The organism is Weizmannia sp. FSL K6-3076, assembly GCF_038007245.1.
In the GTDB taxonomy this organism is placed as follows: Bacteria; Bacillota; Bacilli; order Bacillales; family Bacillaceae_C; genus Weizmannia; species Weizmannia faecalis.
The window spans coordinates 2,702,588-2,725,686 of record NZ_JBBOWU010000001.1 but is presented as its reverse complement, the minus strand read 5'-3'; the positions used below and the strand labels follow the sequence as shown (position 1 = coordinate 2,725,686).

The following is a 23,099-nucleotide window of genomic DNA, read 5'->3' as shown; positions in this document are numbered from 1 at the left end:
CGCACAAAGTGAGGTGAATTGATATGGCCAAGCAAAACAAAGCTTTCAAGTTTCGTTTGTTACCAAACAAAGAACAATCCGCATTATTAGCTAAGACATTTGGTTGTGTTCGCTTTGTCTACAATAAGATGTTAGCTGAACGCAAAGAAACGTATGAAAAGTTCAAGGATGATAAAGAATTGCTTAAAAAGCAAAAGTTTCCGACCCCTGCAAAATATAAAAGTGAATTTCCATTCCTAAAAGAAGTGGATTCTTTAGCTTTGGCAAATGCACAAATGAACTTACAGACTGCTTATAAGAATTTCTTTGAAGGAAACGCGGATTTTCCAAAGTTCAAAAATCGTAAAGCAAAACAATCCTATACAACTAATATGGTCAACGGAAATATTAAGCTAGAAAATGGTCATATCAAACTGCCAAAAATCAAAAAGCCAATAAAAATGAAACAGCATAGAGAGATACCTGCTGATTATAAAATCAAATCTTGCACTATTTCTAAAACAAAGACAGGCAAATACTACATTTCAATTTTGACAGAATATGAGAAAGATATTCGTCCAGTTAAAATACAAAAAGTTGTTGGTTTGGATTTTGCTATGGATGGTCTATATGTCGAGAGTGAACAGGGTAAGAAAGCCAATTACCCACGTTACTATCGGCAAGCCTTAGATAAATTAGCAAAAGCACAACGAATTCTTTCTCGAAGAAAGAAAGGTTCTGCACGTTGGAACAAGCAACGACTAGTAGTGGCTAAATTACATGAGAAAGTGGCGAACCAACGCATGAATTTTCTTCATCATAAGTCAAAAGAATTAGCTTCTAACTTTGATGCTGTCGTGATTGAGGACTTGAACATGAAAGGGATGTCTCAAGCCCTTCACTTTGGGAAAAGCGTTCATGATAACGGCTGGGGGATGTTCACTACTTTCTTAGCGTATAAGCTAAAAGAACAGGGGAAACAACTTGTGAAAATTGATAAGTGGTTTCCCTCCACTAAGAAGTGTTCATGTTGCGGCAAGGAAAAAGAAATGCCATTATCTGAACGTGTATATAAATGTTCTTGCGGCTTTGTATTAGATCGCGATCACAATTCAGCAATCAATATCAAAAATGAGGGATTACGCTTATTAGCGTTATCATAAGTAACAAAACTCTTGGAACAAGAGGGTTAGCTCGGTCAGTTTTCGTTGGCTAGTAAAAGCAACGATAAGTCGAGAAGCCCCCACTTCAATCAAACCGTAAGGTTGATAAGTGGAGGGTAGTTCACTTGCTTTGGCTGTTTTTGGTGTTTCTGTTGTTGTATTGGAATTTGTTTGGCTAAAAGCAGTATTTATGTCCGCGGGGATTTGCTTTCTAGTTTATATGGGCATTGCGACATGGAGGAGCAAACCGGCAGTTCAAAATGGAGACGGCTTATTCAATGCGAAAAAACAAATCCTTTTTGCCGCATCGGTTTCCTTATTGAATCCTCATGCGATATTGGATACCATCGGGGTAATTGGAACAAGTTCTTTAAACTATGTAGGGGTGGAAAAAGCGGCTTTCTCCATTGCCTGTATGCTTGTTTCGTGGATCTGGTTCACAGGATTGGCGATTGCGGGAAGAGGGATTGGGAGATTAGGCCAGTCAGGGAGATTTTTACGCTTCATAAACAAAGTTTCTGCAGTCATCATGTGGGGGATGGCGGTTTATATTGTTCAATCATTGGTTTAAGGCGGCGTTGCTGTAAAACGGCATGGTTTTTTCCATCCCCAGGTGTGGCTTTCACGATCGCCCGCTTTGATTTGACAACATTCAAAAATAATATCCCGTTTGATAAAAAGGACCGAACCATGTTATAAGTGTAAAAGAGGTTAAAATTTTTTTGTGTTGGACGTTTGGCCCGGTACCAGACAGGGGAGGTTATGATTTTTATTATGAAAGAAAATTTTTGGCGCGATTTACCACGGCCATTTTTTATACTGGCACCCATGGAAGATGTGACGGACGTTGTTTTTCGCCATGTTGTAAGTAAAGCGGGCAGGCCGGATGTGTTTTTTACAGAGTTTACGAACACGGAAAGTTATTGCCATCCCGAGGGGAACCAAAGTGTGCGCGGCCGCTTGGCGTTTACGGCGGATGAGCAGCCGATTGTGGCCCATATATGGGGGGACAAGCCCGAATATTTCCGGCAAATGAGCATGGGCATGGAAAAACTCGGGTTCAGCGGTGTGGATATCAATATGGGCTGCCCTGTGCCGAATGTAGCAACAAAGGGGAAGGGAAGCGGCCTGATCCGCCGTCCGGATGTTGCTGCTGAACTCATACAAGCCGCAAAAGCAGGCGGACTGCCTGTGAGTGTAAAGACGAGGCTTGGTTACACGTATGTGGATGAATGGCTGGACTGGCTTACGCACATATTGAAACAGGACATCGTGAACCTTTCCATCCATTTGCGTACAAGAAAGGAAATGAGCAAAGTGGACGCCCATTGGGAACTCATTCCGGAGATCAAAAAACTGCGTGATGAGGTGGCACCGGATACCCTTTTGACCATTAATGGGGATATCCCTGACCGTCAAACCGGCCTTAGATTAGCCCGCCAGTACGGTGTCGATGGGATTATGATCGGGCGCGGCATTTTTAAAAATCCGTTTGCCTTTGAAAAAGAGCCGAAAGAGCACAACAGCAAGGAATTGCTTGATCTTTTAAGACTGCATCTGGATCTCTTTGACAAATATTCAACAGAACTGGAGCCGCGCCCGTTTCCACCGCTTCGCCGCTTTTTTAAGATCTATGTCAAAGGCTTCCGGGGAGCGAGCGAGTTGCGAAACCAACTAATGAGCACAGATTCAACAGATGAAGTGCGCACCTTGCTTGATCACTTTGAAACAAAACAGATGGAGGGGGAAACGGTATAGCATTCCCCCTGAATACCCCCGATACAAAAACAGCCCGGTTTTTATATCCTTTTCATCGCAATAGATGCGCGGCTGTGCCAAACGGCAGGAAAGCCCCGGAGGCCAATACACCCGGCTCTTTCCATCTGCCGCGGCACCCGCACCGGCATATGATTCAGCCGTTGAAACGGCTCCCGCAGAAAAGAAACCCATCGTTCCGGGTTTTCAGCCGTTTTGGCGGCGCACAGACCCGAAAATCCCGTGAAAGTTCCAGGTTTTGCAGTAAAAATTCCGTCCAATCCGCCCGGCTTTTTACGGCAGGGGAAATCGGCATTTTCAAGTATGGGGCGCAAGCAGTAAGGTACCCCCATTCTCCGCTGTTTTTGCGGTCATAATGCCTGGCTTTGCCATATTAAGGAGGCGTGCAGGTATTTTGAATAGCAATAGAGAGGCCGGCTTAAAATAACCGTAAGAACTGATTTTTAAAAAAGAATTCAGGTGAAGAGCTTGGCAGAAAACACAAAAAAATGGTATGGATCCAGAAAGAGACCCGTGAGAAGATTGAGAAAAGATGATATTACCATTGTGGATACAGATTTGACAAAAAAAGCAGTGGTCGCAACGGCCCTCGGAAATGCGATGGAGTGGTTTGATTTCGGGATATATTCCTATTTGGCCGTCATCATCGGAAAGGTATTTTTCTCGGGGGTAACCGGCTCATTGCAACTGGTCTATTCGTTTGCTACTTTTGCTGTAGCGTTTCTCGTCCGTCCGATTGGCGGGATGTTTTTTGGCATGCTGGGCGATAAGTTCGGGCGGAAACGGATATTGGCCATTACTTTAGTGTTAATGTAACTGGCGACTTTAAGCATGGGTTTGATCCCGGGTTATGCAAAGATTGGAAATCTGGCCCCGTTTCTGCTGCTTGTCGCCAGGCTGGTCCAGGGCTTTTCCACAGGCGGTGAATATTCAGGCGCTATGACGTACATCGCGGAATCTTCCCCGGATAAAAAAAGAGGCTTTTTATCGAGCGGGCTGGAAGTGGGCACATTGTCCGGATATATTTTGGGATCCGGCGTTGTCACGATTCTCAGTTTTTGGCTCGGCGAAGATAAAATGCTGGACTGGGGATGGCGCCTTCCTTTCTTTATTGCTGCTCCAATAGGCTTGATTGGCCTTTACTTGAGGAATCATTTGGAGGAGACGCCGGTTTTTGAAGCGATGAAGGAAGGGAAACACAAAGAAAATGAGAAAGGGTTGTTCAGGAAAGTTTTCCTTTTCCATTGGCCGCAGTTGCTAAAAGGGATCGTTCTCGTTTTATTTTTTAACGGCTTTCCGAAAGAAGTCTCCCATCCTCAAGGAATGTGAAGGTGCGAATAGCACCAATGAGTAGGTGGGAGATGAATTTCGGTTGGCTTTAGCCAAAGTTATTTTTCCAATCCTTTTCTCAACAATTCTAAGATTGCGGCTGTTCTAGTTGGAATCCCATTTTCTTTTTGATATTGCTTCAATTTTTCTAATATCGTCTTAGGCATACGAATTTCTACACGTTCTTTCTCTTCTCTCATGATTATCACCTCATATTGATTGTACGGATTTTTTACGATATAATCAATATATACGAAATTTTTCCGCACAAAGTGAGGTGAATTGATATGGCCAAGCAAAACAAAGCTTTCAAGTTTCGTTTGTTACCAAACAAAGAACAATCCGCATTATTAGCTAAGACATTTGGTTGTGTTCGCTTTGTCTACAATAAGATGTTAGCTGAACGCAAAGAAACGTATGAAAAGTTCAAGGATGATAAAGAATTGCTTAAAAAGCAAAAGTTTCCGACTCCTGCAAAATATAAAAGTGAATTTCCATTCCTAAAAGAAGTGGATTCTTTAGCTTTGGCAAATGCACAAATGAACTTACAGACTGCTTATAAGAATTTCTTTGAAGGAAACGCGGATTTTCCAAAGTTCAAAAATCGTAAAGCAAAACAATCCTATACAACTAATATGGTCAACGGAAATATTAAGCTAGAAAATGGTCATATCAAACTGCCAAAAATCAAAAAGCCAATAAAAATGAAACAGCATAGAGAGATACCTGCTGATTATAAAATCAAATCTTGCACTATTTCTAAAACAAAGACAGGCAAATACTACATTTCAATTTTGACAGAATATGAGAAAGATATTCGTCCAGTTAAAATACAGAAAGTTGTTGGTTTGGATTTTGCTATGGATGGTCTATATGTCGAGAGTGAACAGGGTAAGAAAGCCAATTACCCACGTTACTATCGGCAAGCCTTAGATAAATTAGCAAAAGCACAACGAATTCTTTCTCGAAGAAAGAAAGGTTCTGCACGTTGGAACAAGCAACGACTAGTAGTGGCTAAATTACATGAGAAAGTGGCGAACCAACGCATGAATTTTCTTCATCATAAGTCAAAAGAATTAGCTTCTAACTTTGATGCTGTCGTGATTGAGGACTTGAACATGAAAGGGATGTCTCAAGCCCTTCACTTTGGGAAAAGCGTTCATGATAACGGCTGGGGTATGTTCACTACTTTCTTAGCGTATAAGCTAAAAGAACAGGGGAAACAACTTGTGAAAATTGATAAGTGGTTTCCCTCCACTAAGAAGTGTTCATGTTGCGGCAAGGAAAAAGAAATGCCATTATCTGAACGTGTATATAAATGTTCTTGCGGCTTTGTATTAGATCGCGATCACAATTCAGCAATCAATATCAAAAATGAGGGATTACGCTTATTAGCGTTATCATAAGTAACAAAACTCTTGGAACAAGAGGGTTAGCTCGGTCAGTTTTCGTTGGCTAGTAAAAGCAACGATAAGTCGAGAAGCCCCCACTTCAATCAAACCGTAAGGTTGATAAGTGGTGGGTAGTTCACTATTTCGGTTTCTTTATTTGGGGGAACAACGCCGTTGGTAATGGCGTGGCTCATCAAAACAACGAATAACCAGATGATTCCCGCTTATTATATTATGGCAGCCTGTCTTATTGGCGTCTTGACGATGTTTTTCGTAAAAGATACGACCGGGAAAGCGCTGCGGGGATCGGCGCCGGCAGTAGAAGAAAAACATGAAATTGCAGAAATTTTGGAAGACCCGCATGAGGCATTATGGTGGAAAGAGGAAAAAACAAACATGGAGGAAAAAGCGGCTGATTTGGAAAATGAAAATTAAGCATGTCCATAAGGCCGTTTTTGGCTGCCCGTACCACGGAACCGGCTTGCCTCCTCTTTTAAGTTGTTTCTGGCCGTAAAATGCCGCGTCTTGGTTCATGCACCCGCATCTGCTTGCATGTGGGTGCATTCCCTTTTTCCGTTAAAAATTATCTGAGCATTTTTACCTTTGGGAAAACGGAAAATAAGAGGTAGACAAACCCATTTTCGTGCGGTAAAATAACAGAAACAAGCGTTCTAAATGGCCAGTGTGAAGTTTATGATTACTCATCTTGCATCATGTAAAGACAGAAGAGTTCACAGCACCATGATTTCAGCATTGAAAAAAATAGGGCGGATGGGAGTTAGCCGCACGTGGTTACTTAGCGGCTTCCACCAGGCGTTGAATTTGAAAAATGCGACTTTTACCAATGGCAAATAAAAAGGATTCCCATCATACGGGATCCTTAATTTGTCAATCAAGTTAAAAATTTTTTACTGCTAAGCAGCTGAGTGATTTTGACGATTCCAAACACGGCGGTTGCAAAAAACAATACAGAAACGATGATTGTAAGTACTATGCCAGCCCCTCCTTACAACGGACCCCCGTCCATGATAAAGCCAAATATTTTTTTAATTTTATTATAACATATTTTCCAATTTTCCTGTGATTTAAAGGGGGATCAGAAATCCCTGCTGCCCCTTATGCAGTTGAAATGCCTGAAACTTTTTCTGCTGCCGCCCGTATAAAAAAGTAACAATGATGAGGAGGGGAAAGTGCCATGTCTGAAAAAGGGTGCGTGAAGTGCGGGTCTAAGCATGCGGGGAAAAAAGAAGTGGCAATGACGGGAACAGGTCTGTCAAAATTATTTGATGTCCAGAACAACACGTTCATTGTCGTGTATTGCAAAAACTGCGGTTATTCGGAGTTCTATCATAAACAAACTTCCACCGCCTCTAATATTCTGGACTTATTCTTCGGGGGCTAAATCCGGGGAGGTGCTTATAATTGGAAACAAAGCTGATTATCATACGGGGAAACTCCGGGAGCGGAAAAACAACGATCGCCAAAAGGCTTCAAAGCCATTTGGGGCCGGGAACGCTTCTTGTCTCACAAGATACTGTCCGGCGTGAAATGTTAAAGGTGCCGGACAAAGATGGGAACCTCTCCGTTGAGCTCATTCGCCAAATTGCGGAATATGGAAAAGGAAAATGCAGATTTGTGATTGTCGAAGGCATTTTAAACAAAAACCGTTACGGGGAAATGTTGTCCCGTTTAATGAAATTCTACCATCCAAAGGCGTATATTTATTATTTTCGCTTAACGTTTTGGGAAACAGTCAGACGCCATAATATGCGTTTGAAAAAAACGGAATTTGGAGAAGAAGCTTTGCGCGCCTGGTGGAATCCGAGAGACGAACTCGGGGTGAAAGGGGAAACCATGTTAACAAATGAAATGTCACAGGATGAAATCATAAAACTGATGGCGGATCAACTGGAAATTGATCTTTAATTTTGTATATCGGAATATGCTGCATGGGAAAAGCGAAAAGCCATATCTCTTGCCAGGAATTGAAATGAAGAAAACGTGTTTAAAGGTGATGGAATGTATTCAGATATAAATGAACCTCGACAAACATTATCCAAAGATGCAATAAAGGTTTGGATCATACGTGAGACGCTGGAGGCCGGAGCAGGGGTTGTGGTTCTCGCCGTGTTGCTTTATCTCGACCATCGCTTTGCCTGGCCGGCATGGATCGGCTGGATATTATACGGTTTACTCGTGTTGGATATAGGCAGTATGATCTGGTCATGGATAAGTTCGTATTTTCGCTATAAAAATTGGCGTTACGATGTGAACGAAGAATTTTTACAAATGAAATTGGGTGTGCTGAACGAGAAACATTCTTTGGTTCCGATGACCAAAATCCAATCGGTTGCAACCGAACAAGGCCCCATTTTAAAGAAATACAGGCTCTGTTCCGTGACTGTGGACACCATGGGGACGTCCCATACCATTCCGGCTCTGCCTAAAGAGGAGGCCATTGCGTTAAGAAACCGAATTGCGCGTTATGCAAAAATCAGGGAGGTGGAGTCGTGAAGAAAAAACGGTACCATCCCCTTTTGATCTTGTTTCGTATCGGTGATTTTGTAAAAAGCTATTTCATCCTTTTCATTATCTTATTTATCGTAAATGCCGGTTCCCGTTCTCCCATGCTTACATATGGCAGATATTTGTTTTTGCTCTTTTTTGCAATCGTGATGGTATATCATTTTTTGAAATGGTACACACATAAATATGCACTGGATGAAAGCGCCTTTCATCTGTATAGAGGCATATTCAACAAAACAGAACGAACGATTCCTTTTTCGAAAATCCAAAACATTAACCGCCATACATCCTTTTTTCACCGGATTTTTCATGTCACCTCTGTCAGCTTTGAAACCGGTATCTCCGGGGATGAAGCGGCCGTGTTATTTGAAGTGATTACCCGGAAAGAAGCGGAAAGAATCATTGACATCGTACAGAATGATAAGCGTAAAACGTTTGAACCGGATGCGGAAGAAAAGGAAAAGGAACGGGTGGTCCATTTTAAACCGACGAGAAAAGATACGTTAAAAGCAAGTTTTACATCTTTAAGCCCGCTTGCCGTCATTCCTATATTTTTTTCTTTTTATTCGAATGTGGACGATATTGTTGATATTGATAAAAAGGCGAGAGGGATGCTCTCTTATATAATCAGTTCCTGGTGGATTGTATCGGGTATTGTTCTTTTTGTGGCCCTTATTGCGGTGATTTTCGGCATGGCACGGACCTTTTTGAAGTATGGGAAATATGAAATCTCCTCTGATGATGAGCGGATTTATATTACCAAAGGGGTAATTGAAGAAACGTCTTTTTTTATCGAAAAGCATAAAGTGCAGGCTGTTGAAGTGGAACAGTCTTTGTTGAAACGGCTGCTCGGGCTGGCGGAAGTAAAGCTGACGAGTGCAGGAAGGCTTGACTTTGAAGGGGAGAAACTTGAATTAAACTCGCTGTATCCTTTTTTGCCGGTTAAAAGGGCGTACGAAATCATAAACGAGATATTGCCGGACTATGAAGTGGCACAGGAGATGAGGCAGCTTCCCAAGAAATCTTTATGGGTCCGGCTGCTTGCCCCGAGCTGGATTTGGATCATCGCCACAGTCGTGTTATATTTTTGGAAGCCAGAAATTTTCGGCTTGCGTGTTCCGTGGTGGCTTTTGTCCGCTTTTCTGTTCGTATCGATACTGGTCGCAAGATGGATCGGTTATTTACATACGAAATATGTATTGAATGACCGTTTTATTCAGTTACAATCGGGCATTTTTACGACTTCTTTGTTCCTTTCCAAGCGGGAAAAAGTGATTGAAGTGCGCGTTTCCCGGAACTTTTTTCAAAAATGGCTGGGCCTTGCCTCCATTGAAACGATTAATCGTGCAAAACCGATTCAATTTAACGGGGTAAAGGATGTCCCCACCGAATTTGCCTGGATGTTTTACAAATGGTATATGGGGCGGGGAAAGGAAGTTAAAGTGGAATGACTGTTTTGGCCTTCATATGATCACGGTTTTCATGCAGTCCCGGCACATGCCGGGAGCAGAGGAGGGATCTGATTGACGTTTATCCTTTGGACGGCCATTGTGATTTTATTCATCTTAAGTTTTGCAGGCATCATCTATCCTGTCATTCCATCTATTGTGATGCTGTGGGCCGGATTTGCAGTCTATCAGTTTTTCATTAATCCGCATGCATTGTCTGTCTGGTTTTGGATCAGCATGGTCATCTTAAGCATTGTCCTTATTGCGGCGGATATCATTGCAAACGGATATTTTGTAAAAAAATACGGCGGGTCCAAAATATCTGAAAGGGTTGCTGCGGTTGCAACGATTGTTGGCTCTTTTGTCATTCCGCCTTTTGGAATTATCCTTGTTCCGTTTGTTTGTGTATGTATAACGGAGATCCTGATGACGAAAAATCCCGTCCAGGCTGTAAAAGTGGGCGTTGCCACGATCATTGGGTTTCTTAACAGCAGTATCGCCAAAGCATTCATACAGATCGTCATGATCGTTTGGTTTGGTTTAGCCGTTTCTTTTTAACGGATTTTCGGTTTCTTTTACGGCAGCCGGTTGCATAATAGAAAAAAGCCCCGTTAACACAGGGCTTTTTTCTATTATGCTTCAAGAAGATCGGCATCTTCCTGTTGATATATTTTTTTGTCCATTTCTCCGGTGATTTTGCCGGTTAAAATACCGGAAGTCATGGCGCCGCTGACATTTAATGCCGTCCGGCCCATGTCAATCAGCGGTTCAACAGAGATCAGAAGGCCGACAATCGCAATCGGCAGGTTGAGCACTGACAAGACAATCAGGGATGCGAAAGTGGCGCCCCCGCCGACACCCGCAACGCCGAATGAGCTGACAACTACAACAAGGATCAGCGTAATAATGAAAGACGGGCTTGCCGGGTTGATGCCGGCAGAAGGGGCAACCATAATGGTCAGCATTGCCGGATAAATGCCGGCGCAACCGTTTTGCCCGATGGACAGGCCAAAGGAAGCCGAAAAATTGGCGATCCCTTCTGAAATGCCGAAACGTTTTGTTTGTGTTTCAATGTTGAGCGGCAGCGTGCCAGCACTGGAACGGGAAGTAAAGGCAAAGGTGAGTGCCGGCAGCGCCTTTTGCACATATCGTACCGGGCTCAATTTTGCCAGGCTGATAAGCAGCAAATGAACCAGGAACATGACGATAATCGCTGTATAAGAAGCCAGCACAAACTTTGCCAGTTTTACAATCGCGCCATAGTCGCTTGAGGCTGTGACCTTGGTGATCAATGCGAGCACTCCATATGGCGTTAATCTTAAAATAAGGGTAACCACCCTCATCACGATCGTATACAAAGTATCAATAATTTTTGCAAAATGTTCCGCCTGCTCAGGTTGTTTGCGTTTTACCCCGAGATAGGCCATCCCCAATATGGCGGAGAAAATCACCACCGCGATTGTGGAAGTCGGGCGTGCGCCGGTTAAATCTGCAAACGGGTTATTCGGCAGAAAGGAAACGATTTGTTGCGGAATGGTCATGTCTTTTACGCTGGCGACGCTTGTTTTCAGTTCCGCATTCCGTGCGGCTTCAGCGGCACCCTGCGTTAAGTGGATGCCATCCAGCCCGTAAAGAAGCGCGGATCCGATTCCGAGCGCAGCGGCAATCGCAGTCGTGCCAAGTAAAAACGCGAGTACAAGAAAGCTGATTTTTCCTATGTTTTTGGTTAATTTCAGCCTCGTAAACGCCGCTAAAATGGAAATGGAGACAAGCGGCATGACGACCATCTGCAACAGCGAAACATAACCGCTGCCGACAATATTAAGCCAGTCGATCGTATGGTTGGTCACATACGACGCCGTGCCGTACAAGAAATGCAGGATAATGCCGAAAACGATGCCAATGCCCAATGCCGAGAAAACGCGTTTTGAAAACGAAACATGTTTTCTTTGCATGGCATACAAACCGGCCAAAAGGATCATGAAGACGGCCAGATTGATGATAATGTATAAAATGTCCAACTTTTCCCCTCCTTTTGTTAACATTTTTCATCTTAATCATCTTATTCCGATATGTCAAGTGAGATTTTTGGCGGCGGAATTTTATGCACCATTGGTTACTTGTCCGTTTCAATCTGTTCTTTTCTTTCATTTAATATATTGAAAAAAGAATGGGAGGTGAAGAGTTTGGAAAAACGGCGGAAAAGGACACCAGTCGTCCCTTGGATGCACGATCATCATGACGATGGGAGAGCGGACAATACCAATGCAGGAAACAGCGCTGTACAGCCTGAAGACCGTTACGATCATACCGGCAATGTAAGCAACACAGGCAATCAATCCAATTGTACCAGCAACACGGTATTTTGCGAACCGCGGTATGTTTATAAGGACACTTATGTTGAAAGAAACGTCACTTATGTGCACCCCATCATCCAGGTAAACAGGAAACATGTTGTAAACGTTCCGCGCCATGTTTACCAAAGATATGAACAGAACATGACAGTAGATCCGGGTATTCCGGATGAATGCGATCATTGTGACGAGTAATGAAAAGAAACGCCCCGGTTAAAACCGGGAACTTTTAAGCCGGATCCAATGGTTTCCGGCTTTCTTTTTTTCAAACACGATGAAGCGGCGGGCCGTTTACCGGGGGTACTGCGGGAATACCGGTAAAGGGATGAGACATTGAATTAGGATAAAAATACATTGAAATATAATAACAATTTATTGTAAAACGATAAATCATGTGCTAAAATCAAAACGACAATTCATCAGTGAGGTGTTTTTTTATGAAACGGGGATCAACCCTCTTTTTAAGGCTGGCGGTCATTTTGATTGGCATCCCGATACTTGCTTTGTGCATTTTTGTGGTACCGGAAATCGGAAAACTGGCAGCCCGCCTGGTTCCGGATTTTGCTTTTATGGAATTTCTCGTGCTGCTTGTGATGTACGGGGCGGCACTCCCTTTTTACTTTGCATTGTACCAGGCTTTCATACTCTTGGGTTTGATAGACAAAAACACTGCTTTTTCGGCAAATTCCGTAACAGCTCTGAAAAAAATTAAATCCTGTGCCGCAGCGATCGGCCTGTTGTACGTGGCAGGCAGCCCGCTTTTTTATCTCATGGCGGATAGAGATGATGCCCCGGGGATTCTCGCCATTTGTTTTTTCATTATTTTTGCATCAGCGGTCATCACCGTCTTTGCCGCTGTGCTTGAGAGGCTTTTGCAGGAAGCGATTGAAATGAAAAATGAAAATGATTTAACGGTCTGAGGTGGAAAATATGGCGATCATCATCAATATTGATGTCATGCTGGCAAAAAGGAAAATGAGTGTGACGGAACTTTCGGAGCGGGTCGGCATTACCATGGCCAATCTGTCGATATTGAAAAACGGGAAAGCAAAGGCGATCCGATTATCCACTTTGGACGCGATATGCAAGGCGTTGGAATGCCAGCCCGGCGATATTTTGGAATACCGGGGAACAGAGGAGGAGTGACCATGGAGGCAACCGTTCAAAAGCATATTCAGAAAAAAACGGCAAGGCTGCGAATGAAGCGGGTGCTCATCCAACTCCTCTCATTTGCCCGGGAGCAGGCCCTGTCCTGCCTGTTTCCTGTTGTGATTTTTGCGTCTTTGGCGCTGACAAAAATCGTGCCGCTCCCATTTTTGCCACGGTATGACTGGCTGCTCATCATTTGCCTTTTCATGCAATGGTGGATGGTGCATTCCCGGCTTGAAACAGTGGACGAATTAAGGGTTATTACATTGTTCCACCTGATTGGGCTTGCACTGGAAATTTTTAAAATTCATATGGGTTCCTGGTCTTATCCGGAAAAAGGGTATGTGAAAATTTTGGGTGTGCCATTGTACAGCGGCTTCATGTATGCGAGCGTCGCAAGTTACATTTGCCAGGCGTGGCGGAGGCTTGAAGTTGGGCTCGTGAAATGGCCGCCGTTTCTTGCTGTTTTTCCGCTTGCTGCCGCTATTTACTTGAATTTCTTTACCCACCATTTTTGGATCGACATTCGCTGGTGGCTTTCCGCGCTTGTTCTCGTTGTTTTTTGGAAATCCCGGGTTACATACATGGTAAACGGCACCCGCTACAGCATGCCGGTTGCCCTCTCGTTTGTACTGATCGGATTTTTCATTTGGATCGCTGAAAATATCGCAACGTTTTTTGGCGCTTGGCAATATCCGGATCAGGCCGGCACCTGGAGCCCTGTCCATTTCGGCAAAGTAAGCTCCTGGCTCTTGCTTGTGATTGTCAGCTTTTTGATCGTGGCGGTATTGAAGCAGGTAAAAGGAAATATGCCGGGCGGGAAAAAGGCGGGGGATGGTTGAGAAAATTGATGAAAAAATCTTCATTCCATTTTCAAAGTGCCTCTAAACGGATTTCAGGGACGTTTTTTCCTGGATTGCCGGCTGTGCTTTAAACATACAAATGCAAGCATGACATCTTTTAGCCTTTACCAAAATTGTTAAATTTGTGGTTTCCATCCATCTTTAAAAACCATCGCTTCTGCCGATATAAATATAGAAAGTAAAATAAAGGCAGAAAAGAGAGCTGTGGAAAGAATTATGTATAAACATGTGAATTTTATTCTTTTTCCCTAAACTCGAGATGATAAACCTGTTTCATGGTTATTTATAAAAATTTTAACGGCTTTCCGAAAGAAGTCTCCCATCCTCAAGGAATGTGAAGGTGCGAATAGCACCAATGAGTAGGTGGGAGATGAATTTCGGTTGGCTTTAGCCAAAGTTATTTTTCCAATCCTTTTCTCAACAATTCTAAGATTGCGGCTGTTCTAGTTGGAATCCCATTTTCTTTTTGATATTGCTTCAATTTTTCTAATATCGTCTTAGGCATACGAATTTCTACACGTTCTTTCTCTTCTCTCATGATTATCACCTCATATTGATTGTACGGATTTTTTACGATATAATCAATATATACGAAATTTTTCCGCACAAAGTGAGGTGAATTGATATGGCCAAGCAAAACAAAGCTTTCAAGTTTCGTTTGTTACCAAACAAAGAACAATCCGCATTATTAGCTAAGACATTTGGTTGTGTTCGCTTTGTCTACAATAAGATGTTAGCTGAACGCAAAGAAACGTATGAAAAGTTCAAGGATGATAAAGAATTGCTTAAAAAGCAAAAGTTTCCGACTCCTGCAAAATATAAAAGTGAATTTCCATTCCTAAAAGAAGTGGATTCTTTAGCTTTGGCAAATGCACAAATGAACTTACAGACTGCTTATAAGAATTTCTTTGAAGGAAACGCGGATTTTCCAAAGTTCAAAAATCGTAAAGCAAAACAATCCTATACAACTAATATGGTCAACGGAAATATTAAGCTAGAAAATGGTCATATCAAACTGCCAAAAATCAAAAAGCCAATAAAAATGAAACAGCATAGAGAGATACCTGCTGATTATAAAATCAAATCTTGCACTATTTCTAAAACAAAGACAGGCAAATACTACATTTCAATTTTGACAGAATATGAGAAAGATATTCGTCCAGTTAAAATACAGAAAGTTGTTGGTTTGGATTTTGCTATGGATGGTCTATATGTCGAGAGTGAACAGGGTAAGAAAGCCAATTACCCACGTTACTATCGGCAAGCCTTAGATAAATTAGCAAAAGCACAACGAATTCTTTCTCGAAGAAAGAAAGGTTCTGCACGTTGGAACAAGCAACGACTAGTAGTGGCTAAATTACATGAGAAAGTGGCGAACCAACGCATGAATTTTCTTCATCATAAGTCAAAAGAATTAGCTTCTAACTTTGATGCTGTCGTGATTGAGGACTTGAACATGAAAGGGATGTCTCAAGCCCTTCACTTTGGGAAAAGCGTTCATGATAACGGCTGGGGTATGTTCACTACTTTCTTAGCGTATAAGCTAAAAGAACAGGGGAAACAACTTGTGAAAATTGATAAGTGGTTTCCCTCCACTAAGAAGTGTTCATGTTGCGGCAAGGAAAAAGAAATGCCATTATCTGAACGTGTATATAAATGTTCTTGCGGCTTTGTATTAGATCGCGATCACAATTCAGCAATCAATATCAAAAATGAGGGATTACGCTTATTAGCGTTATCATAAGTAACAAAACTCTTGGAACAAGAGGGTTAGCTCGGTCAGTTTTCGTTGGCTAGTAAAAGCAACGATAAGTCGAGAAGCCCCCACTTCAATCAAACCGTAAGGTTGATAAGTGGTGGGTAGTTCACCAGCCATAAAATCCAGAAGAAAGGGTGGACATGGTATCATTCTTTTTTCAGTATGATGGGCAAATTTTTCATTTGCAGGCTCATCATTGCGGTGGTGAGGAAAATCAACAGGGGAAAGGTGTCTGTAACCTAAAAGGCTGCCGAAATTTTACCGGCAGCCTTTGCTGTTCCCGCATAAAAAGTACATGTGCACGAAAGGCTCAGCCCGCTCCAAACTTGCAAAAACATATTTTCCATGTCAAAATTCCTGCAAATCTTATACAATAGAAGTAATACGACCAAAACGTGGTGAAACGAATGGACCAGATCATGAAGAAAGTTGTCGAAGCGAGTTATCTGACGGCGGATTCTGCTGCCCAGTACCGCGTGATTTTGCGCTTCTTTTACAGGCAGCATGAAAGGATGCGCGACTTTATTTCGCCGGAGGAAGTGCTCGAATATTTGCGCTCGCTCCCGGCTTTTCACGATTATGAAGAAGAACAGCTGCACCAGCAGTTGGCCCAGCTGGTAAAATGGAATAACCTGGTTGCCCGCCAGGATATGACAAATGCCAAAACCATCGAAGAATATAAGAAAAAAAGATTCCGCTACCAGTGTACGCCTTACACAGTGGAAATCGAGCGGATGCTGATCCAGCTTGAAAAACTGGGGGACCAGTTCCAGGGATCGCTCGAACGTTCGCAATTTGACCGTCTGCTCGCCTCTTTGGCAAAACTGGAAGAAGAACTGAAACAGCCGTTGGACAAACCTGCAGCCCACTACATGCACATTTGGGATGACATTTTTCACTTTTTCGGGACCATCCGGACAAATACAGCGGATTACATAGCCTATATCAATAGCGAAAAGACATCACAACGGATGCAGACGGAAGCCTTTCTCGTATATAAAAACCAATTCACGGCTTATTTGCGTGATTTTATCGTCTCGTTGCAAAAAACATCGCTGCAAATCCGGGAAAGGTTGCGGGAACTGGATACGCATATATTGGCGCCGCTTTTTGAAAAACTCGTGGAACACAGGCGCCAAATTCCCCGCTTGGAAGATACGGCTGCTTCCGGACAAGAATGGCTGGAAGAATTCCGGGAATACTGGGAGTCTTTGCGGCGGTGGTTTCTTGGGGCCAGCTCCTCCCAAAGTGAACTGGAAATGCTGCAGATGCAGACAAATGAAATGATCCGGAGGATGGCCCGTTATGTTCAGCGGATCAGTGAACGCCAGCAACATTTCCGGAGCCGGAAAAAAGATTATTTGCACCTTTCCAAATGGTTTGCCGGGTGCCATAGTTTGGAAGAGGCCCATCAATTGTCATCCGTCGTGTTCGGGACGATGACGGTACGGCATTTGCACCTGGAGGAGGCGACAACGGACAATCTTCATGCCGAGACATGGGAAGAACAGCCGGAGATGCGGGAAATCAAGCCGCGAACGAACCGGTACCGCGAGAAAACAAAGCCGGGCGCTTTCCGTTCTAACCATGAGCAGAAAGAAAAGCAGCGGCTCGCCTATTTAAAAGAGCGCGAACAGGAAAAGCAGCTGATTGAAAAATATATGAAAAACGGGGAGATTCGCCTTGCTGAAATCGGGAAAGTGGAGCCGTTTGTCCGGAAAGTGCTGCTCGTCTGGATCGGAAAATCGATGGCAGCGAAAAACCATGAAGTAAAAACGGATTACGGGATGTCCGTAAAAGTTGCGATTGACCCGGATCGGATCATCACACTGGATGCAGAAGACGGGAAACTGATCATGCCGGATGCCGTATTTGAATTATCGGGAGGAGAGCGCTGATGAACCCGGTACATATTTTGGCTGAAAAAGGAGTACAGGGGATAGCCCGGTTTATCCGCGGCGAACTGATGGGCACGGGGATGGCACCGGATGCCATATTTGAACTGTCAGGAGGAGAACGCTGATGGATCCGTTACAAGTTTTTGATGAAAAAGCGGTGCAGGGGATGGACCTGTTATTCCATCATTACTGGATTTTGCGGTCTGAGCACCCGGACTGGTACCAGCTCATCCGCGAGCGCGAAAAAGTGCTGCGCCGTTACATCAGCGAGAAATTCGGGCTCAGGCTGATCATCCACCAGCATTTTATCAAGCTTGAAAAAATCCCGGTGGAACCGGAAAGCTGGATGGGCATCCCGCATTTTCAGGAGCCGATGGATTATGCGATTTTTTGCTGCGCGCTTTCTTTTCTGGAAGGAAAAGCGGTGGATGAACAGTTCCTCTTGTCGGAGATGTGCCAGGAGATCCAAAACGATTATCCTGTGGAAGATGAGCTGGACTGGACGCTTTATCTTCACCGGAAGTCGCTCATCCGGGCGGTCCAGGCACTGATGGAATTCCATCTGATCCGGACAATAGACGGCGATATTTCCAGGTTTGACACTTACGAAGACCAGGAAGTCCTATATGAAGCGACCGTTTACAGCCGCTATTTTCTAAGAAGCTTTCCGGATGATTTTACAAGTTATGCGGACTGGACCGGGCTCCTTGAAGAAGACTGGAAACAGAATCAGGAAGATGAACGGCGCAAGCGGGTGTACCGGAAATTGTTTTTCTCCCCCGGCCTGCACCGGAAAGATACGCAGGACCCCGATTTTCTTTATATCCGCAATTTCCGCAACCGGCTTTTTGAGGACATTGAAGAACACAGCCGTTATAAGCTCCATGTTTTTAAAAACACAGCCTTTTTATCTGCCGCAGAACCGCGGAGTTACCACCATGTTTACCCGAATGCAAAAGGTTCTACGGATCTGATGCTGCAGTTGTCAAAGACGCTGCATGACCACCCGGAAAAATACGTTCCGAATGAAGCGGGGGAAATTTTGCTTACGGAAGGCGAATTTGAAGCGGTCATTGACGAGATGCGCTCCCGCCTCGAACGCGGATGGCCGAAACGTTTCCGGGACGCCGGCACAAAGGCGGTATGTGCGGAATTGGTCGAAACGATGAAAGAATGGATGATGGCGGAAACGGATGAAGCGGCGGGGCTGATCCGGATAAAACCGCTGTTGGGCGTGCTTGCAGGCGAGTATCCAGCTGATTTTGAGAAAGGGGTTGAGCAACCGTGACAGAAGGAAAATGGGTGATGAACCGCGCCGGCCTGTTAAATTTTTGGTATTATGACGATGAAATTTTTGAATTTGCGGACGGAAAGCTGTTGTTGCGCGGCACAAACGGTTCGGGGAAATCGGTGACGATGCAAAGCATTTTGCCGGTTTTGCTGGACGGAAAAAAGACGCCTGACCGGCTTGATCCGTTCGGGTCAAAAGCAAGGAAGATGGAAGATTACCTGCTTGGGGAAAAGGAAGTGTCCGGCCATGACGAGCGGACCGGCTACTTGTTTCTGGAATACCAAAAGCAGGGGACAAAACAGTATATCACAACGGGCATCGGCATGCAGGCAAAGCGGCATAAAACGTTAAAATCATGGTATTTCGTCCTGACCGACAACCGCAGGATCGGCTACGATTTTGAACTGGCGCACACCCGCCAGTCAGAGCGGATCCCGTTGTCTGCAAAAGAGCTTGAAAACCGGATCGGGTCCGGGGGGTATCTCGTCCACTCGCAGAAAGAATATATGGAACTGGTGAACAAATATATTTTCGGTTTTCAGTCGATGGAAGCCTTTGAAGATTTAATCAAGCTTTTGATTCAGCTGAGAAGCCCGAAACTGTCAAAAGATTTCAAGCCGACGGTCATTTATGAAATCCTCGAGTCCGCGCTGCCGCCTTTGACGGATGACGAGCTCCGTCATTTGTCTGACACGATTGAAAGCATGGACGAAACGGAGCAGCAGCTTGAGCAGCTTGAACGGGAGCACGAATCGGCAAAGAAACTGGTGCGCCAATACGATCTTTACAATCAATATATTTTAGCGGAACGCGCCCAAAAATGGCGGGAGGCCGAAAGCAGGCTGCAGGACGCCAAGCAGGACGCCAGCACGTTAGAAACCCGCTCTGAATCACTGCGCGGCGTGATTGAAAACCTGGAAGAAGAGAAAAAGCATTACGAACAAAAACGCGACGTTTTAAAAGCAGAACAGGAACGGCTGCAGCACCATGAAGTTTGGCGCCTTGAGAAAGAAAAAGGGGAGAAACAGGCCAGGGCTGAAAAGTTAAAAAGTGAAGTAGCGGATCTGGAGAAAAAGTGGGAAGCAAAGAAAAGCCAGCTTTTGGACATCCGCCTGGAGCAGGACCGGTTGGAAACAGAAAACAGCAAGGATGAATCCAGTATGCAGGAGACACTGGATGAACTGGCACTGGATGCCGGGGATGCAGCTTTTACCGGGCACGGGATAAACGCCGGGGATTTTTCGCGGCATGAGGGGGAAGCTTTTGATTTTTCGGTTTGGAAGCGGGAAACTAAACAGCACAGCGGACTTTTGCAAAAGCTGCGGCAACTGGCCGGAGAAGCGGAGCGGCTTCACGAAGCGCATCTGAAACTGCAGCGCCAGTCATCTGCCAAAAAGCAGGAAATTGACGAACTCCGCAAACAACTCGACCATTTGGAAAACTGGTTTACCGAACAAAAGCAGGAGCTGGAAGATGCCGTGTTTTTGTGGATTGAACAGCATCCGGCCCTCTCTTTTACAGACGAGCGGCTCCGGCGTATTGCCGGCGCGCTGGACGGGCTGTACGAAGAAAACCGTTATGAAGCGGTCAGGGAAGAAATTGTGGACGCGGCAAATGATTATATTTTGCAAGTGCGGACAGAAATTTCACGCGCGGAGCAGGAACAAAAGGCGAAAGAACAGGAATTGGCCGAAGCCGAAGAAACGCTTGTGTATTGGCAAAACTTGAAACTTGCCAACCCGGAACGCCCCGCAGATACGGAGGCTTTCCGTGCGCGTCTCCATGAATCAGGGAAACGCTATCTCCCCTTTTATGCCGCGGTGGAATTCCGCGATCATGTGACCGATGCCCAAAAAGCCAGAATTGAAGCGGCACTCCGGCAGACGGGGATTTTGGACAGCCTGATTACGGAAGAGCCGGTTACGCCTGTCCACGACCGGGTCATCCGACCGAACCCGCACATTTTAGGGTACACGCTTGCCGATTACTTAAAGCCGGATCCGGGTGACGATAGCCCGGTATCAGCCGCGCGCATTGACGAAGTGCTGCGCAGCATTCCGCTTGAACCGTCGGACAGCGGTTTTCACATTGACGCGGATGGCTCTTTTTCAATCGGCTGCCTCGTTGGGCATGCCCCGGATGAAGGGCCTTCCAAATTTATCGGCAGAACGTCCCGGAAACGGTACCAGCAGGAAAAAATCAAAGAAACAGAGCAAAAGATTGCTGAAATCCGCCTCGCCCTTTTGCAAATGGAAAGCCGCCTTTCAGACTGGGCCGGCAAAGTACAGGAAGCAGAAGCGTGGAAAGCAGGCATTCCGGATGACAAAGATTTGCGTGACATTGAAGAACAGATGGAAAAAACGGCGCGTAGCCTGAAGCAGGAACAGGAATTTCTGAGCGACATCGACCGCGAATGGAAACAAGTATACCAGGATTTGCAAAACATCCGGCTGCAATTGCATGAGCAAGGGGCCGGCCTGAATCTTGCACTTCAAAGCGGCCCGCTCGATGAAGCGCTGGCTGCTGCGAAAAGTTATGAAGAACATCTTCACAGCCTGGAGCTCACTTTTCAACGGTTGTTTTCCAGGCGCAAAATGCTCGCGCGCCTTGCTGCGGACATCCTTGAGAAAGAGCAGGAACTTGATGAAATTCGCGGTGAAGAGAACGTCCGCCGGTCAGAATGGGAGAAAACAGCGGCAGATATCGAAGCGATTGAGCAGCAGCTGAAATTGCAAGGCATTGATGAGGTCCGCGCCCGGATTCAGGCAGTCCAGCATGAATATGCAAGTACGGACGAAAAAATCAGGGATATTTACGAAACGAAGCCGAAAAAAGAAGCAGAACTTGAAAAGTGCATAGCCGATTTGTCTCTTGCGAAAACGCGCGCCACATTTTGGGCAAATATGGCCGCGGAATGGGAGAAACTCGTAAAAGAAGAGCTTTCACTCGGCTTCGTGGAAAGCGGAGATACGGAACCGGAAAGCATTTTGGCGGCGTTTTCCGGCGTGCTGGAAAAATATGACCGCGCAAAATTAAATGAAAACCTGACAAAAATTTTTTTCAACGAACAGTCGAATTTAACAGAGTACCGCATGTCCGAGTTTACAAAAGAAGCGGATCCGCCAGAATGGTTCGCTGAAAAACTCGATGACTATTACGAAACGTTCAAAAAGGAATGGGAAGGTTTGCGGGGCCGCCGCCTCATCCAGATGGAATACCGCGGCCGCAGGGTGAGCCCGTATACGGTACTTGAGTCTCTTGAAAAAGAACTTTTAAACTTGCAAAGTTATTTGGATGAGCAGGACAGAAGGCTGTATGAGGATATTATCGTCAATACGGTCGGCGTCATCCTGCGGAACCGGATCCAGCGGGCAGCCAAGTGGGTGAAAGAAATGGACGCAATTATGAGAAACCGGGATAATTCGTCCGGGCTTACTTTTTCGATTGCCTGGAAGGAAAAGACGGCGGAGTCCGAAGACGAGCTCGATACGAAAGATCTTGTCGCGTTGCTGCAGCGCAACAGCAAGTTTTTAAACGAGGACGATTTAAACCGGATTACAAAACACTTCCGCTCACGGATTGCGGCTGCCAAAGAACTGATTGAAATCCGCAATGAAGGGTCGACGCTCCATCAAGTTTTAAAAGAAGTGCTCGATTACCGGAAATGGTTCCAATTCGTGCTGTCATACAAACGTGCCGGCGAGCCGAAACGCGAGCTGAGCAATACTGCATTTTTCAAATTCAGCGGCGGGGAAAAAGCGATGGCCATGTATATTCCGCTTTTTACCGCAGCATATTCGCGCTATTTGGAGGCAGGAAGTATGGCGCCGTATATCATTTCGCTGGACGAAGCGTTTGCCGGGGTGGATGAAAACAATATCCGCGACATGTTCGAAGTCGTCGAGCAGCTCGGGTTCAATTATATCATGAATTCGCAGGCGCTCTGGGGCGACTATGACACCATTTCCAGCCTTGCCATTTGCGAGCTTGTCCGCCCGAAAAACGCCAATTTTGTCACCGTGATCCGTTACCGGTGGGACGGGCATAAACGGTCGATAGTGGAAAAACCGGAAGAAGCATTGGCGGGAGCTCCGGACCGGCTTTGAAAAGCATAGACTTGTCAGTGTGCGGCCGGGATGGAAAACCATTCCGGCTTCTTTTGACCGGTGTAAA

Annotated in this window: 22 protein-coding genes and 1 pseudogene; 20 read left to right on the top strand and 3 right to left on the bottom strand. The window is 45.0% G+C overall.

Features of this window, described 5'->3' with window-relative positions:
• The first annotated feature begins 23 nt into the window (after positions 1 to 23).
• From NSS95_RS13075 to NSS95_RS13060, 4 genes and pseudogenes are all read left to right on the top strand, one after another.
• On the top strand, positions 24 to 1,142 hold the full coding sequence (locus NSS95_RS13075; protein WP_014095882.1) for an RNA-guided endonuclease InsQ/TnpB family protein: 1,119 nt from the start codon (positions 24 to 26) through the stop codon (positions 1,140 to 1,142).
• Between the two features lie 109 nt (positions 1,143 to 1,251).
• Entirely contained in the window at positions 1,252 to 1,713 is a 462-nt protein-coding gene (locus NSS95_RS13070; protein ID WP_340713955.1) for a LysE/ArgO family amino acid transporter, read from the top strand.
• 191 nt (positions 1,714 to 1,904) lie between these two features.
• Positions 1,905 to 2,900 (top strand): tRNA dihydrouridine synthase, encoded by a 996-nt coding sequence (locus tag NSS95_RS13065; RefSeq protein WP_061087094.1) that lies wholly within the window; start codon positions 1,905 to 1,907, stop codon positions 2,898 to 2,900.
• A gap of 486 nt (positions 2,901 to 3,386) precedes the next feature.
• A pseudogene (locus NSS95_RS13060) lies at positions 3,387 to 4,208 on the top strand (MFS transporter); the annotation flags it as partial.
• A 98-nt stretch (positions 4,209 to 4,306) separates the two neighbouring features.
• Here the strand turns inward: NSS95_RS13060 and NSS95_RS13055 are convergent.
• Positions 4,307 to 4,447, bottom strand: a complete 141-nt coding sequence (locus NSS95_RS13055) for a hypothetical protein (RefSeq protein ID WP_013858507.1) — start codon at positions 4,445 to 4,447, stop codon at positions 4,307 to 4,309.
• An 87-nt stretch (positions 4,448 to 4,534) separates the two neighbouring features.
• Between NSS95_RS13055 and NSS95_RS13050 the strand changes: the two genes are divergently transcribed.
• The 7 genes from NSS95_RS13050 (at position 4,535) to NSS95_RS13020 (ending at position 10,170) form a co-directional block, all read left to right on the top strand.
• Positions 4,535 to 5,653 (top strand): RNA-guided endonuclease InsQ/TnpB family protein, encoded by a 1,119-nt coding sequence (locus NSS95_RS13050; protein ID WP_014095882.1) that lies wholly within the window; start codon positions 4,535 to 4,537, stop codon positions 5,651 to 5,653.
• Positions 5,654 to 5,812: 159 nt separating this feature from the next.
• Entirely contained in the window at positions 5,813 to 6,073 is a 261-nt protein-coding gene (locus tag NSS95_RS13045) for a hypothetical protein (protein WP_340713954.1), read from the top strand.
• A 760-nt stretch (positions 6,074 to 6,833) separates the two neighbouring features.
• Positions 6,834 to 7,040, top strand: a complete 207-nt coding sequence (locus tag NSS95_RS13040) for a zinc ribbon domain-containing protein (RefSeq protein WP_017550109.1) — start codon at positions 6,834 to 6,836, stop codon at positions 7,038 to 7,040.
• Between the two features lie 20 nt (positions 7,041 to 7,060).
• Entirely contained in the window at positions 7,061 to 7,564 is a 504-nt protein-coding gene (locus tag NSS95_RS13035) for a kinase (RefSeq protein WP_161655346.1), read from the top strand.
• A gap of 93 nt (positions 7,565 to 7,657) precedes the next feature.
• Positions 7,658 to 8,152 (top strand): PH domain-containing protein, encoded by a 495-nt coding sequence (locus NSS95_RS13030; RefSeq protein ID WP_026104894.1) that lies wholly within the window; start codon positions 7,658 to 7,660, stop codon positions 8,150 to 8,152.
• A complete protein-coding gene (locus tag NSS95_RS13025; protein WP_211062272.1) occupies positions 8,149 to 9,615 on the top strand; it encodes a PH domain-containing protein in 1,467 nt (488 codons plus the stop codon). Before NSS95_RS13030 ends, NSS95_RS13025 begins: the two co-directional genes overlap by 4 nt.
• Positions 9,616 to 9,687: 72 nt before the next feature.
• Positions 9,688 to 10,170 carry a DUF456 domain-containing protein gene (locus NSS95_RS13020; protein ID WP_017554820.1) on the top strand — a complete coding sequence of 161 codons (483 nt, stop codon included), beginning with the start codon at positions 9,688 to 9,690 and terminating at the stop codon, positions 10,168 to 10,170.
• A gap of 74 nt (positions 10,171 to 10,244) precedes the next feature.
• Here NSS95_RS13020 and NSS95_RS13015 read toward each other — a convergent pair whose 3' ends face one another.
• A complete protein-coding gene (locus tag NSS95_RS13015) occupies positions 10,245 to 11,657 on the bottom strand; it encodes an L-cystine transporter (RefSeq protein ID WP_340713953.1) in 1,413 nt (470 codons plus the stop codon).
• A 141-nt stretch (positions 11,658 to 11,798) separates the two neighbouring features.
• Between NSS95_RS13015 and NSS95_RS13010 the strand changes: the two genes are divergently transcribed.
• From NSS95_RS13010 to NSS95_RS12995, 4 genes are all read left to right on the top strand, one after another.
• A complete protein-coding gene (locus NSS95_RS13010; RefSeq protein ID WP_260832078.1) occupies positions 11,799 to 12,161 on the top strand; it encodes a hypothetical protein in 363 nt (120 codons plus the stop codon).
• Between the two features lie 242 nt (positions 12,162 to 12,403).
• Positions 12,404 to 12,886 (top strand): DUF2975 domain-containing protein, encoded by a 483-nt coding sequence (locus tag NSS95_RS13005; RefSeq protein ID WP_061565000.1) that lies wholly within the window; start codon positions 12,404 to 12,406, stop codon positions 12,884 to 12,886.
• Between the two features lie 10 nt (positions 12,887 to 12,896).
• The gene (locus NSS95_RS13000; RefSeq protein WP_017554817.1) at positions 12,897 to 13,112 is read left to right on the top strand and encodes a helix-turn-helix domain-containing protein; all 216 of its coding nucleotides are present in this window, start codon (positions 12,897 to 12,899) and stop codon (positions 13,110 to 13,112) included.
• A 2-nt stretch (positions 13,113 to 13,114) separates the two neighbouring features.
• Complete coding sequence (locus NSS95_RS12995; protein WP_258921135.1) at positions 13,115 to 13,957, top strand: DUF817 domain-containing protein; 843 nt, start codon at positions 13,115 to 13,117, stop codon at positions 13,955 to 13,957.
• A 418-nt stretch (positions 13,958 to 14,375) separates the two neighbouring features.
• On the opposite strand, the gene NSS95_RS12990 is transcribed toward NSS95_RS12995, so the two are convergent.
• Positions 14,376 to 14,516, bottom strand: a complete 141-nt coding sequence (locus NSS95_RS12990) for a hypothetical protein (protein ID WP_013858507.1) — start codon at positions 14,514 to 14,516, stop codon at positions 14,376 to 14,378.
• An 87-nt stretch (positions 14,517 to 14,603) separates the two neighbouring features.
• Between NSS95_RS12990 and NSS95_RS12985 the strand changes: the two genes are divergently transcribed.
• The 5 genes from NSS95_RS12985 to NSS95_RS12965 all read left to right on the top strand — a co-directional run bounded on the left by NSS95_RS12985 (position 14,604) and on the right by NSS95_RS12965 (position 23,032).
• The gene (locus NSS95_RS12985; RefSeq protein WP_014095882.1) at positions 14,604 to 15,722 is read left to right on the top strand and encodes an RNA-guided endonuclease InsQ/TnpB family protein; all 1,119 of its coding nucleotides are present in this window, start codon (positions 14,604 to 14,606) and stop codon (positions 15,720 to 15,722) included.
• A gap of 422 nt (positions 15,723 to 16,144) precedes the next feature.
• Positions 16,145 to 17,635, top strand: coding sequence for a TIGR02677 family protein (locus NSS95_RS12980; RefSeq protein WP_340713952.1), 1,491 nt, complete (start codon positions 16,145 to 16,147; stop codon positions 17,633 to 17,635).
• Positions 17,635 to 17,760 (top strand): hypothetical protein, encoded by a 126-nt coding sequence (locus NSS95_RS12975; protein ID WP_257677550.1) that lies wholly within the window; start codon positions 17,635 to 17,637, stop codon positions 17,758 to 17,760. The genes NSS95_RS12980 and NSS95_RS12975 overlap by 1 nt, the downstream gene beginning before the upstream one ends.
• Positions 17,760 to 18,923 carry a TIGR02678 family protein gene (locus NSS95_RS12970; RefSeq protein WP_340713951.1) on the top strand — a complete coding sequence of 388 codons (1,164 nt, stop codon included), beginning with the start codon at positions 17,760 to 17,762 and terminating at the stop codon, positions 18,921 to 18,923. The genes NSS95_RS12975 and NSS95_RS12970 overlap by 1 nt, the downstream gene beginning before the upstream one ends.
• Complete coding sequence (locus NSS95_RS12965; protein ID WP_340713950.1) at positions 18,920 to 23,032, top strand: TIGR02680 family protein; 4,113 nt, start codon at positions 18,920 to 18,922, stop codon at positions 23,030 to 23,032. The genes NSS95_RS12970 and NSS95_RS12965 overlap by 4 nt, the downstream gene beginning before the upstream one ends.
• Positions 23,033 to 23,099: the final 67 nt, after the last annotated feature.